Genomic DNA, 13,247 nt, shown 5'->3' on the forward strand with positions numbered 1-13,247 from the left:
ATATAGAGTAGGATGATGTAGGAAGGGCATGAGGTTACAGCGATGAGGATAACAAGGAGGAAAAAAGAAAAGAGTATGGAGAACATCGGATGGAGGAAGAAGCTTCTATTCGGTAGTGTTTTCTTGCTTGCTACCCTTGTATTGGCAGTCGTATTTGCACCCTTTATATTGGTATATTACATTACAAGAGGACCGGTTCTTTACCAAGAGAAACCTACCTTAGATAATCCATTACAAGAGATATATAAAGCTTCGGATTTTTTATTGGAGGATAAGATGATTCCGATTAGAACCCAAGATGGCTTCTCCTTATGGGCATCTGAGATAGAGGTTGAAAATCCAAAAGCTGTTGTTATCTATCTGACGGATAATAAGCAACCTTCCATCACTTATTTTTATGGTCATGCAAAATGGATGAAGGATAATGGGTATGCCTCGATACTATTAGAAACCAGAGGTCACGGAGAAAGTGAAGGCAACGTAATAGGCCTTGGTTATACTGAAGTAAATGACGTAAGGGCTGTTGTTGAATATATAATGAAACAGGAACGCTACCTTGATGTTCCAATTGTTCTTCAAGGTGTTTCTATGGGTGGAGCAGTTGCAATTAATGCTTTTGGCCAAATACCTGAAGTTGATGCACTGATTGCGATGTCTGCTTATACGAGCGTTGAAGATGCTATAATTGAATCGATGCGGAATCATGGAGTACCAGAGTTCCTTTGTAAAATAGAGCGGCCATTAGTTAAGTTTGCTTTGTCCATAGTGTATGGAAGAGACGCTGTAGAGACATTAAAGCCAATTGATCAGATTAAGAATGCGAATGATCGCCCCGTCTTTTTTATTTCCAGCAAAGAGGACATGAAAGTTTCAATAGAGAATATCAATCGATTTCGAGAAGCCAATCCAGAGGCAGAATACTGGGTAAGAGATTCTTCGGAACATTTAATTAACGATGATAGCGATTTTACTAATGTAGAAAAAGATACGGAATATTGTAATCGAATCTTAGATTTTTTAGATAAAGTTAGAAAAGCTAAGAAAAACGTCCTGAGCATGACGAAAAATGGCTCATTTTTTCTTGCTTCAAAATATAAGAAATACCTTATTTTATAGGAAATGCCTTGTAGATTTTATAAAGAAATAAAGTACATAATAAAAAATAGTAGTAAATGCCGATATAGAAAAAAGGGTTTCGGTGCAAACAAGCTGAAAACCTGCTTAAATACTATCTTTTCGCTTTTTTCCGAGTTTGCTCTAAATAATAATTGACTATTGTATTATTTGTATTATGGTGTATAATACAAATAATACAATGAAAAGCTGGAATGAATTTAAAGAATTATCAGCTTTCATATTAGGAGGTGCTTTCATGTTACTTGCACTTGATTTTTCAAGTGATGTACCAATCTATCTACAGATACGAAATCAAATTGTACTTGGAATCTCACAAGGGAAATTGGGACCAGGAGAAAAACTCCCTACAATTCGTTGTCTTGCTAATGAAATCGGTGTGAATACAATGACTGTGAATAAGGCATACCAAGTTCTAAAACAGGAGGGCTACATCACAGCAGATCGCCGTAGCGGTGCAATAGTTAAGGTTAGAGAGAGCGATACGCTTGGATGGAAAGAAAAACAAATTGAGGATTTACGATTGGTAATTTCTGAAATTAAGTTATGTGGGATAGAAAAGGAAGAATTACTTAAAAAATGTGATTTATTTTATGAGGAGGTATCTCGTCATGATTGTTAATATTATTATGCTGATTTCAATGTTACCAATATTACCAATTATTTATTATCTTATGATAAATGAGGCAGAACCTAAGAAGAACATTGTGTTAGGGGTAACACTTCCAGCAGACCAGCTAGACAACTCTACCGTTTTACAAATTGTTGCAAGATACAAAAAAGAGTTAAGGATATGGACGATATGTTTAATTCCGGTTTTAATCATACCTTTTTTCATAAAAAGTTTTGCAATAGGATTTTCTATTCAGATGTTATGGATACTAGTTGTTGTTATGTTAAGCTTCTATCCATTCGCAAAGTATAATCAGCAATTGTTAAAAATAAAAAAAGACCGAGATTGGGTCGTTACTTATACCAATACTGTTGTTGTTGACATGAGAGCAGCCAGTGAAATTCAAGTAAGGGGCCTAACTATTTGGTATCTTTTATTAAGTGTGATTAGTTTTGCACCGATAGGATATGCAATTTTTAAATGGAAACAGGATGAATATTTTAAATGGAACATAACGTTACTAGTAACAATGGCATCGATTACTCTACTTTGCTTTTTAATGAACTTCTTACTAAGACGGCAAAAGGGTGAAGTGATTAGTGAAGATAGTTTACGAAATACGACTATGACGAGAATTCGTCGAAAAGCGTGGAACGATTGTTTTTTAAGTATAGCAGTATGCAACACTGTTTATGTAGTTATCACATACTTTTACTTAAATAACAAAATGATATCTACGATGAACTTTATGTTAGCTACTATGCTTTATTCCGTGGTAATAGTATTTATTAGTATATATAGTGAATTTAAGGTACGAAAGTTACAAAGAAAGTTCAGTATCGATCAACCGATGGATGTTGTGGTGGATGATGATAGTAACTGGATTTTTGGTATGCTTTATTATAATCCAAGAGATAAACATACGCTTATAGCAAAACGAGTTGGGATTGGTACGACTTATAATCTAGCAACTAAAGCTGGGAAGGTTATTACAGGTTTGGTATTAATCGCCTTGCTATCGATTCCATTATCTTGTGTATGGATATTCTTCGAAGAATTTACTCCAATATCATTACAGGTAGAAAACCAAGAGGTAATAGCAACCCATCTAAAAGAAGAGTATAAGATACCTTTGAATGAGATTATAGAATTAGAGTATCTGACATCCTTACCAAGGACTTCAAAAAAAGTTGGTACTGGTATGGATAATCTTTATAAGGGTGATTTTTCGGTTAAAGGTTATGGAAACTGTGAAGTTTGCTTAAATCCGGAGACAGAAGCGTTTCTTGTTCTTCATACAAAAGAAGAGACGTACATTTTTAGTGATGAGACTACCGAGAAGACGTTAGAGGTATATAAGGAATTAAAGGAAGTAGTGCAATAGTAAATCTTAAGGGACAAACGATGGTCAAAGTGAAGCAATTAGCTTTCTATTGACTATCGTTTGTTTTTTATTTATTTGCGTTGCAATTTCTCATTAATAAAATACACTTCAAGGGATATGTTTGCCTTGCGGGTTCAGTAAGGCAAAGTGTATTCCGATAGACAAATACTTATATGTTTCAAACTAATCTATAGAAACATTACTTTTTTCACCTCTGTTATTCTCTCTTTTGGCACTATCAGAGGAAAATGCTAAATGATACAATAATATTGTAAAGCTCTTAAAGAGTTAAGAAAAGAGGAGTAGGTTGAGGGGACGGTTGAGGGAGTCAGTTGAAGGAATAGGTTGAATGGATAAGTATCAACCAGTAGTTTGTACGGCCCGCAACATTACCGTCATTATTAAAGGGCTATAAAGCGCCAGAAATGAGGTTAAAATGGATGAAATTATTGTAAAGCTTGAAGGACTGACAAAACGTTTTGATACAAAAGTCGCTGTGGATTTTGTGAATTTGGAAATAAAAAAAGGTGAAATCTTTGGCCTTCTGGGACCAAATGGTGCAGGGAAAAGTACCACTATGAATATGATTTGTACTTTAGTGAAACCTACCTCCGGGCAAATTGAGCTGTTTGGTAGTGATATTAAAAAAGAGGAGAAGAAGAGTTTATCAAGAATAGGGTATGTTCCGCAAGATTTGGCGATTCACGAGGCTTTAAGGGCTTGGGAGAATGTAGAATTATTTGCCTCTTTATACGGCATAAAGGGAGAGGTATTAAAAAAAGCAGTGGATGATTCGCTTGAGTTTGTTGGTTTATCAGAACATAGAAAGGGGTTTCCAAAAAACTTTTCCGGAGGTATGAAAAGAAGGTTAAACATTGCCTGTGCACTCGGGCATCATCCGGAACTGCTCATATTAGATGAACCAACCGTGGGAATCGATCCACAGTCTCGTAACTTTATATTGGAAAAGATAAAATACCTCAATAAAATGGGTGTTACAGTGCTCTATACAAGTCATTATATGGAGGAGATTGAAGCTATTTGTACACGGCTTGCTATTATGGATAATGGGAAAGTGATTGCTTGTGGGACAAAAGAGGAGTTGGTCCAGCTGGTTTCTGATGATCCAAGGAGTGATATAAGCCTAGAGCAAATCTTCTTAACACTAACGGGGAAGAAGCTTCGGGATTATGCGGAAGGAGAAATGTAATATGCTTACGTATCTCATTAAAAATAATTTGAAGCTTATTCTTCGTGGGAAATTAATTTTTATTATGATGATTCTTATGCCGGTATTTTTAATTACCTTATTATCCAGTACATTTGATGGTATGTTAAATGTTAATTATAGCTTAAAAGAATATGACGTAGGATATACAGTATCAGAAGATAGCTATATTCTTCCCATGCTAGAAACGATGAAAACAGTCGGAGCTAAGAGTAAACTTAAGCTTATTCCGTATGCAAAGGAGGTTGGGTTAGAAAAGTTAAATGATCAATCCTTAGATTTATATATTGAATTTGGTACAAGGGAATATGTTATCTATCAAACAGAAGAAACGAAAGCAGCAACAATGATACTTAAGAGTATCATGTCTTCTTGTATACAAAGAGGTTCCATACAAGAAGCTGCTTATCATGTGGAAGATATCACAGCAAATCCAATCCCAGAGTCAAAGAATTACTATGGAATTGTTGAAATCGTTTACTTTATGTGGTGCGGCATTTTATCCATTTCAGCAGTTATTAATAGTGAGCGAAAAGGGCAAATCCGCAGCCGAATGAAAATGTCTCCTACCAGTGCGTTTTCCCTCTATCTTGGGAAATTCATACCCTGTGTTATTGTACTTTGTATTCAGATGGGCTTGGCAATGATCATTTCGTTCTTTTCACTTGGAATCGACTGGGGAGAGAAGCTAATTCTAAGTTTAGGGATACTATTTCTACAGGCTATGGCAGTCAGTGCTTTTAGTATTATGCTGTATCATGTTTTTCAGAATACTGCAGCAGCTATCGTATCGTGTTTTGTCATTGTTTTTGGTTGGGGATTATTCGGAGGATCTTTCCAAACGTATATGTTTACAACGACTAGCGATAAGATGGCAGCAGTATCACCGATTTATTATCTGAATCGTACTTTAGTTGAATATTCCACAAAAGGATCTAGTGAGTATGCTCTTCCCTGTGTCTTAATTTTGATTGCGCTTATCGTAATTGGTAGCACCATTTCGGTATTACTTTGTAAATTTGGTAAGGGGGAGAGGGTATGACAGGCTTTTTTACAATGTTTAAGTCAAATGCTAAGTTATTGTTACGAAACAAAGGATTTTTATGCTGTATTCTATTTCTTCCGCTGTTGACACTGTTATGGTTAGCAATCCCATTGGAATATCCTATAGAATCTGAAGGTGATAATATTATAGAAGTAGAAGAAGGAGAGCGGATATTACTTCCCATGGTGGGACTTGAGCTCTCAATAAAAGTATATGATGCATCGGTTTCTAAAAGCTCTCAGTATTTATTAGAGGGCTTGCTAGATACAGGCAGTTACAGCATTTATCGTGAAAAGGTAACCGGTAAGACAATAACTCAGATAAAAGAAGAAGCTATTACGACTGCAAATCGAAGTAATCTTGGAATTCAGCTATATTTACCCGAGGATTTTGAGGAATGTATTTTAAACGGAGAATTTAAAGAGGCTATCTTAGTTTTAAAGAGCAATGAGGATGAGAGAATACCCCTTTTGTATGAAAATCTGAATCGATTGATAGGTGGGATGGTAGATATTTCACATATAGAACCTTCCGCAAATAAGGATAGTATTCGTAGCTATCATGAATTATTGAAGGAAAGGGATGGAAACATTGAGAGTAGAGTGGAAACAGTCTCCACAAAAAACAGTCGGGTGATTACAGCAAAGGAACGGCATCAGAAAGAGAACTTTGGATATACAATATCTTTTCTGTCCTTATCTTCTTTGTTAATCGGTGTATTTATTACGGGAATTTTCCTTAAGGAAAAGGAATATCAAGTTCTTAGAAGAATTACTTTAACAAAAACCAAGATAGCAGGCTATGGCCTGTCAAAAATTATTTTAATAATTCCTACTACAATATTGCAGACCGGTATATATCTCTTTGGGCTAAATACATTTGTGAAGGCAGAGATAGGAGTTAGTAATTCAGAGTTCGCCTTAATGGCGTTCGGAATTGGAATTACGTTTCAATTACTTAGCATCACACTTGGAACCCTATTTGATAATATACTGACCGTAAATTACGTTGCTTTCTTTGTATGGGTATTTACCAGTACGCTTTCCGGTCTATACTTTCCTGTGGAAAAGGCTTCGACTATGATAAAGACTCTATCCTATTTAATGCCGCAATCATGGTGCATACGTTTTTTTGATGGTATCAAGGGAGAAAATACCGGGATTTATGCGATGTTTATCTTAATTATGCTGGCATTTTGTATTGTATTTTTAAGCATTGGTACGCTTGGCTTAAAGATTACAGAAAAGGAATGAACGATTAGAAGCTTTCAGTCATATGCCTGGTAAAATACAGAAAATACTTTTTTGAAATTTTATAGAAATAAAGATGGAGCGAAGGTGGGTGCCATACTTCGCTCCTTATGATTAGGATAGTAAGTAATTTGGACGCAGAACAAGCAATCCCCGCTTCTATTGTGATTCCATGTTTGACAGATTTACCATAATTCATTATGCTAAGTATTGTAGGGAGTACATAATTTTTGAATATAAAGGGAGTGCAATGATTGAAAGAGAATATCATGCGGTATCAGTTTGTATTAATCAAGGGTCTCTTACTAGGGGCTGTATTTTTATATCATGTTATGGAACAAGAGAATAAGCTTTTGAATCAATATGGAGTTTGGGTGATATACGCTCTTTTATTCTCTGCAGTAATTGCTCAGGGAATTACTAAGAGACATAAGACTCTTTTGCTATTGATACAAGCTGTTCTTGTTATTGCTATGGTATCTTGGTTTGGAAGGGAATATGCCCTGACCCTTCCGGTAATATTTCTAAGTGTAGCAGGCAGCCGAAAGGTTAAATATCCGTTTTATACGGCAGCTTTTTTAGGTGTATTTATATATCCCGATAATATGGCTGTGTATATACTATTTACTTCCGTTTGTATATTACTTTTTATTCAAAATGATGTCATTATAGATAAATATCAGAAGTTACTGCAATCCTATGAGCAAAATGAACAAAAGCTCAAGTATTCCATGGATAATCAAAATCATATCTATAAAAAAGAGCTGATAGAGAATAACTTATACTTTGAAAATAAGCTATTAGAAGAAAAAGGACGCTTGTCGCAGGCAATGCATGATAAGCTCGGACATAGCATCAATGGATCAATTTATCAATTAGAGGCAACAAAGGTATTACTAACAAGTGAGCCAGAGCAAGCGAAGGGGATTTTACAGGCGGTTATTGATAATCTAAGAATAAGCATGGATGAAATACGGCAATTGCTTCGCAGGGAAAAACCAGACAAACGGAAATTGGCATTACTTCAGCTTATGACCTTATGTGAAGAGTGTAAGAAAAAATACAATATTGATGCTGAAGTTATTGTGAGCGGAGACAATAAGTCAGTGCCAGAGTACATATGGGAAATTATCTTAGATAATTCCTTCGAGGCAGTATCCAATGCCTTGAAATATTCAAAGTGTAAGCATATCACAATTCAAATCGTAATTTTAAATAAATTAGTTCGATGTACTATAGAAGATGACGGAGTGGGTTGTATGCAGATTAATGAGGGTATGGGAATCTCAGGTATGAGGAAACGGGTCAGAGCGATTAATGGCGTTCTTGATGTCACCTCACAAATCGGATTCTGCATTAATATGATATTACCATTCTCACAAAATTAAGACCCGGCGTTTTGCTATAATGGATATGAAGTGTAGTAGTAAAATAAAAATAAAAAGAGCTTGTGAAAATTAGAACGCAAGAATGCGGGAATTGAGGTTAATATGGAACCTATCAAGGTAATTATTGCGGATGACAGTGATTTTGTAAGAGACGGTATGCGAATTATATTAAGTGTTGATCCTGACTTTGAGGTAGTCGGATGTGCAAGTAATGGGAAGGAAGCAGTAGAACTAGCTTCCGAAAATTCAGTGGATGTTATCTTAATGGATATCGAGATGCCGGTGATGGATGGGATTGAAGCAACAAAAGAAATCGTACTTCGTAATCTTGGGAAGGTACTCATACTGACTACGTTTGATGATGATGAGTTAGTGGAGCAGTCTATAAAAAATGGAGCAAAGGGTTACTTAATCAAGAATCACACTCCGGAAAAATTAAAGCAAATGATTAAATCTATCTACAATGGTGTTAATGTTCTGGATGAGAAAGTGTTTGAGAAGTTTACTTCTCGTAGCCTTAATTCTAAAACCGGTTTTGATGCAAATGGGTATACTGGAAGAGAAATTGATATTATTGCTTCGGTAGCAGAAGGGCTATCAAACAAAGAAATTGCTAAGAAGCTATTTATCAGCGAGGGAACGGTAAAAAACCATATTAGTACTATTTTAGAAAAAGGAGGCTTCTCTCATCGAACTCAGCTTGCTGTTTATTATTTAACTGGGAAAAAATAAAACTGTTGATATGTGTAATTGTTGGGATTTATATAAGTAGGGTGTTACAAAAGTCTGCCTTCGGTAGATAGTTTGTAGCACCTTTTATTATGTTCCAGAAAAGTTTACGAGCCGCGCTTTTTCTTATCTTCCTTCCTAACTCATAATGTAACACATAGGTTAAAGAATTTCTTTCAACCTTTACTAATAAAATCCATGTATTGAGCAAATACTATTGGAAATTATGTGAAAAGGAGATATATGAAGTGAAAAAGTTTGTATGTAGTGTTTGCGGCTATGTTCATGAGGGTGATTCTGCACCAGATAAGTGTCCAATTTGTAATGCAGATAGTAGCAAATTTATTGAAAAAAGCAGTGAACTTCAATGGGCTGATGAGCATATGATCGGAGTTTCATCCGGTGCTGATGATATTATCTTAGAAGATTTAAGAGCTAATTTTATGGGAGAGTGTACTGAAGTTGGTATGTATATCGCTATGAGTAGACAGGCAGACCGTGAAGGTTATCCGGAGGTTGCAGAAGCCTATAAGAGAATAGCATATGAGGAAGCAGACCATGCATCGCGTTTTGCTGAAATGTTGGGTGAAGTCGTAAAAGCAAGTACAAGAGACAATCTAGCAGCAAGAGTTGATGCAGAATACGGTGCCTGTGAAGGAAAGAAAAAACTTGCGACTCTTGCTAAGAGCAAGAATCTTGATGCGATACATGACTCTGTTCATGAGATGGCAAAGGATGAGGCACGTCATGGATGTGCATTTAAAGGGTTGTTAGACCGCTATTTTGGAAAGTAAAAGAAAACGTGTGAAAGATAAAAAATTTCACACAACTATTTGTGCAGAAGCACACAGTTTTTATTATGACGAAAAGGCGCTAAAGCGCCAGAATGGAGGATATTATGTCTAACGTTATGTGTGGTGCAACCAACTGTTCCTATAACCAAGAACACGTTTGTTGTGCAAATACCATTAAAGTGGGTGGAAAAGCTGCAACAAATGAGGCATCTACCTGCTGTGCAAGCTTTTTAAATAGATCAGTTTATAGTAATTTAGCTGAGTATACATCAATGAGAGGTACTTCAAAGGAGATCCTTTGTAATGTGGCAACTTGTAATTATAATAGTGATGACCACTGTAGCCTTGATGAGATTGAAGTTGGCGGTAGCAGTGGAACAAGTTTCTATACCGAAACGGATTGCTTAAGCTTTGAAAAACTCTCTTAGGAGTTAATTTATGGATCCCAAAGCATTATATAAAATAAGTTATGGTGTTTATATAGTTTCGGCGCAGGGAAGCGATCATAAAGCAGGTTGTGTAATTAATACTCTTACACAGGTCACTTCCTCGCCAATGAAACTTTCCATTGCTCTTAATAAAAACAATGATACACTAGCGGTGATAAAAGAGGCAGGAACTTTTAGCGCAGTTGTACTAAAAGAGGATGTAGACCTTGAGTTAATCAAAATCTTTGGTTTTTTTAGTAGCAGGGATAAGAATAAGTTTGACTCGATTTCTTATAAATTTGACGATAATAATAATCCTTATCCGGCTGGGGGTATTGTAGCACAGTTTACCTGCAGATTATGTGACTCTTTGGATGTTGGAAGTCATGTCATCTGTATAGGAGAAGTAACAGATGCTAACTTAATTTCAGAAGAGCCTCCTCTTACCTATGCAGATTATCATTTAAAAAAGGGTGGTACAACACCGAAGAATGCTCCTTCTTATCAAGAGGGTAGAACAGGATATCAATGTACGGTATGCGGATATATCGAAGAAACGGATGAATTGCCAGACGATTTTATTTGTCCGGTGTGTGGTAAGGATGCGAGTTATTTTCGTAAATTATAAGTTTACTATAGGTTATAAGCGGTTACCCATATTGCTGAAAATGTGATTTAATTAAAATTACTTTTTAAGTTATTTGAGATATATTGAATTATTTACTCTTTAATTCGATATTTCCAGTGTGGATGTATGTTTCATTTCGAGGATAGACGTTAAAAAGGTTTCGAGTATACATTATTCGAAACCTTTTTTTAAATAAAATTATAAGTGTATCAGAACCTAATCTGAAAGAGATATAAGTTATTGGTATCAGTATCAAAAATAAAAAGTGAAAAATCAAAATAGTGGTTCTTTATCTCCTCCTCTAAGCTTTGCTTACTAATTAATTTCCAATAACCTCTCTCAATGACAGGTAAGCCAATATCTGCAAAATTGTAGCCATACGATATGCCATCTTTATAGCCACCATACATTTTCCCTGTTTATACGCTAAAAAATGCAAGAAACTTTAAAATGCCAAGAAAATAAATTTATCAATCTTTACCAATGTGGTATAATTTACCTCAACAATAATATTTCATAGGAAGGGTACGAGATGAAAGTCGTAGTTTTGGCCGGAGGATTGAGTCCGGAAAGAGAGGTATCATTAAGTTCTGGAAGTAAAATTGCAAATGCTCTTATGGAGAAGGGACACGAAGTATTATTACTTGACTTATATTTAGGAATTAAGGATGTAGCAGATTTAGATTCCCTATTTCGTAAAAGAGAGGATCAAAACCCATATCAGTATCAAGTTCCCAAAGAAGAACCTAACCTTACGAAACTGAAAGAGGATTTCGGAAATGGTGATATTTTGATTGGAGAGAATGTCCTACCGTTATGCCAATATGCGGATAGAGTATTTTTGGCGCTACATGGTTCCATTGGTGAAAATGGTCAGCTACAGGCAATGTTTGATATCTATGGGATTTCCTATACAGGTAGTGGGTACATAGGAAGCTTACTTGCTATGGATAAAGGATTGTCTAAAGTCATAATGCAAAAGCATGGAATTGAGACACCAGATTATATTGTTGCGGACTTAACGGATGAACATGAATTAGAAAAAACGTTAATGCTTCCTTGTGTAATTAAACCGTTAAGCTGCGGTTCTAGTGTTGGGGTATCCATAGTAAGAAGTCAGGATGAATTGGGGAAGGCCCTTTCGTATGCGAAAAAGTACGAAAATAAAGTATTAATTGAGGAGCTCATAGAAGGAAGGGAGTTTTCTGTTGGGATATTAAATCATCGTGCGCTTCCTTTAATAGAGATTATACCAAAGACAGGATTCTACGATTATACGAATAAATATCAAGCAGGAATGGCGATGGAAGTATGTCCTGCGGGGTTAGAGGATGATATAAGTATAAAGATACAGGAGGTAGCTTTAGAAGTTCATGAGAAATTACAACTTGGTTTTTATTCTAGAGTAGATTTTTTATTAAAAGAAGATGGAAGTTTTTATTGCCTTGAGGCGAATACTTTACCTGGTATGACTCCAACCAGTTTGTTGCCTCAAGAAGCCGAAGCGTGTGGAATAGCGTATTCTGAGCTATGTGAACTAATTTTATTAGGTTAAATTCATCTCTTTTACAAAAAGCAATTTCTTTCGATGAGATAAGTCATTGCGTTTTGTACAGCAATCCCATAAAATAATAGATAGGAAGAAATCACAAGAAGAGAAAAGAGGCTGTCTAGTTACAAATGCCAAACAATTATTTAGGGGGCTTGTTATGAGAAAAAATAAAATTTTGATTTTATTTCTTGTAATCTTTACACTCACAACAACCAATATTGTCACGTTATTATACTTAAATCACATCATTCACAGTAATAGTGAACAGTTAGTATTTGCGTATGATGCAATTATGGTACGTGACAATGAGATTAGCAGGTTGGAAGGATTAGAGAATGAAAATAACCGATTAACCTCAGAAAACCAAACATTGAATACGACAAACGAGAATCTTACCAGTCAAAAAGAACAGTTATCTCGTGAGCAATCTTCACTAAAACAACAGGTCTCTGAACAATCAGAGGAAATCGTGGTATTAACAAATCAGAATCTTAATATGAATAGGGTTCTCGAGAAATATAATCATTTTCTAGATTATGAGCCTGAAAAATTAAGTGAATATCAAACCTACATTAAAGAATTAGAGCAGAGAGTAGAAAAGTCAGGAAGTTTTGATATTTACGAAGTTCCAAAGAGAAAAAAAGTATATGAAGGTTACACTATATGGCTAGAAGATGGGGCTAGTGAAAGATGGGCAGATCAAGCCATGGAGTATTTGCGACTTATACCTGCGAAGGCTTTGGAAGCACTAAATAAAGATAAATGGTACCTAATCATCACTCCGAGAAGCTTAGAAGAAGTGTATCATAGCGGTGTTGAAAACACGATAGGACTAACGATTTATTATAGAAAGCGAATTTACATAAAAAATGAAGAGTTTTCAATTGATTCGTGTACTTTACATGAGATAGGCCATGCATTGGATGCCTTAAATAGCTACCAATCGTTTACGGAAGGGTTTAATGATGTTTTTAATCAGGAAAGTGCAGCGTCTGGCTTATCGAAATACTTTACAAGCTCTCCAACGGAGTATTTCGCAGAGACCTTTCAAAATTATTTTATTAGTCCAGAAAT

Annotated in this window: 13 protein-coding genes; all 13 read left to right on the forward strand. The window is 35.6% G+C overall.

Features of this window, described 5'->3' with window-relative positions:
• Nucleotides 1–42: 42 nt before the first annotated feature.
• Entirely contained in the window at nt 43–1,116 is a 1,074-nt protein-coding gene (locus tag RTP52_RS00090; RefSeq protein WP_312101178.1) for an alpha/beta hydrolase, read from the forward strand.
• A 256-nt stretch (nt 1,117–1,372) separates the two neighbouring features.
• Nucleotides 1,373–1,756, forward strand: a complete 384-nt coding sequence (locus RTP52_RS00095; RefSeq protein WP_312101181.1) for a GntR family transcriptional regulator — start codon at nt 1,373–1,375, stop codon at nt 1,754–1,756.
• Nucleotides 1,746–3,131 (forward strand): PH domain-containing protein, encoded by a 1,386-nt coding sequence (locus RTP52_RS00100; RefSeq protein WP_312101183.1) that lies wholly within the window; start codon nt 1,746–1,748, stop codon nt 3,129–3,131. Before RTP52_RS00095 ends, RTP52_RS00100 begins: the two co-directional genes overlap by 11 nt.
• Nucleotides 3,132–3,567: 436 nt before the next feature.
• The gene (locus RTP52_RS00105; protein WP_312101186.1) at nt 3,568–4,341 is read left to right on the forward strand and encodes an ABC transporter ATP-binding protein; all 774 of its coding nucleotides are present in this window, start codon (nt 3,568–3,570) and stop codon (nt 4,339–4,341) included.
• 1 nt (nt 4,342) lies between these two features.
• Nucleotides 4,343–5,401 (forward strand): ABC transporter permease, encoded by a 1,059-nt coding sequence (locus tag RTP52_RS00110; RefSeq protein ID WP_312368490.1) that lies wholly within the window; start codon nt 4,343–4,345, stop codon nt 5,399–5,401.
• On the forward strand, nt 5,398–6,657 hold the full coding sequence (locus RTP52_RS00115) for an ABC transporter permease (RefSeq protein WP_312101190.1): 1,260 nt from the start codon (nt 5,398–5,400) through the stop codon (nt 6,655–6,657). The genes RTP52_RS00110 and RTP52_RS00115 overlap by 4 nt, the downstream gene beginning before the upstream one ends.
• 251 nt (nt 6,658–6,908) lie before the next feature.
• Entirely contained in the window at nt 6,909–8,042 is a 1,134-nt protein-coding gene (locus RTP52_RS00120) for a sensor histidine kinase (RefSeq protein ID WP_312101192.1), read from the forward strand.
• 102 nt (nt 8,043–8,144) lie between these two features.
• Nucleotides 8,145–8,774 carry a response regulator transcription factor gene (locus RTP52_RS00125; protein WP_312101194.1) on the forward strand — a complete coding sequence of 210 codons (630 nt, stop codon included), beginning with the start codon at nt 8,145–8,147 and terminating at the stop codon, nt 8,772–8,774.
• Nucleotides 8,775–9,019: 245 nt separating this feature from the next.
• Nucleotides 9,020–9,565: an NADH peroxidase gene (locus RTP52_RS00130; RefSeq protein ID WP_312101196.1), complete on the forward strand. Its 546-nt coding sequence runs from the start codon at nt 9,020–9,022 to the stop codon at nt 9,563–9,565.
• Nucleotides 9,566–9,669: 104 nt separating this feature from the next.
• Nucleotides 9,670–9,993 (forward strand): DUF1540 domain-containing protein, encoded by a 324-nt coding sequence (locus tag RTP52_RS00135; RefSeq protein ID WP_312101198.1) that lies wholly within the window; start codon nt 9,670–9,672, stop codon nt 9,991–9,993.
• A 10-nt stretch (nt 9,994–10,003) separates the two neighbouring features.
• Nucleotides 10,004–10,621 (forward strand): flavin reductase, encoded by a 618-nt coding sequence (locus RTP52_RS00140; protein ID WP_312101200.1) that lies wholly within the window; start codon nt 10,004–10,006, stop codon nt 10,619–10,621.
• Nucleotides 10,622–11,153: 532 nt separating this feature from the next.
• Nucleotides 11,154–12,176 carry a D-alanine--D-alanine ligase family protein gene (locus tag RTP52_RS00145; RefSeq protein ID WP_312101203.1) on the forward strand — a complete coding sequence of 341 codons (1,023 nt, stop codon included), beginning with the start codon at nt 11,154–11,156 and terminating at the stop codon, nt 12,174–12,176.
• A gap of 154 nt (nt 12,177–12,330) precedes the next feature.
• Nucleotides 12,331–13,247: anthrax toxin lethal factor-related metalloendopeptidase (locus tag RTP52_RS00150; RefSeq protein ID WP_312368494.1), on the forward strand; the 917-nt coding region annotated here is incomplete at its 3' end.

It is taken from the genome of Lachnoclostridium sp. (genome assembly GCF_031997925.1).
Taxonomy (GTDB): Bacteria; Bacillota; Clostridia; order Lachnospirales; family Lachnospiraceae; genus Lachnoclostridium.

Excerpts from the sequence above, each read along its gene's own strand:
- RTP52_RS00100 (WP_312101183.1), top strand. The coding sequence starts at position 1,746 with ATGATTGTTAATATTATTATGCTGATTTCAATGTTACCAATATTACCA.
- RTP52_RS00140 (WP_312101200.1), top strand. The coding sequence starts at position 10,004 with ATGGATCCCAAAGCATTATATAAAATAAGTTATGGTGTTTATATAGTT.
- RTP52_RS00095 (WP_312101181.1), top strand. The coding sequence starts at position 1,373 with ATGTTACTTGCACTTGATTTTTCAAGTGATGTACCAATCTATCTACAG.
- RTP52_RS00135 (WP_312101198.1), top strand. The coding sequence starts at position 9,670 with ATGTCTAACGTTATGTGTGGTGCAACCAACTGTTCCTATAACCAAGAA.
- RTP52_RS00125 (WP_312101194.1), top strand. The coding sequence starts at position 8,145 with ATGGAACCTATCAAGGTAATTATTGCGGATGACAGTGATTTTGTAAGA.
- RTP52_RS00110 (WP_312368490.1), top strand. The coding sequence starts at position 4,343 with ATGCTTACGTATCTCATTAAAAATAATTTGAAGCTTATTCTTCGTGGG.
- RTP52_RS00145 (WP_312101203.1), top strand. The coding sequence starts at position 11,154 with ATGAAAGTCGTAGTTTTGGCCGGAGGATTGAGTCCGGAAAGAGAGGTA.
- RTP52_RS00090 (WP_312101178.1), top strand. The coding sequence starts at position 43 with ATGAGGATAACAAGGAGGAAAAAAGAAAAGAGTATGGAGAACATCGGA.
- RTP52_RS00115 (WP_312101190.1), top strand. The coding sequence starts at position 5,398 with ATGACAGGCTTTTTTACAATGTTTAAGTCAAATGCTAAGTTATTGTTA.
- RTP52_RS00105 (WP_312101186.1), top strand. The coding sequence starts at position 3,568 with ATGGATGAAATTATTGTAAAGCTTGAAGGACTGACAAAACGTTTTGAT.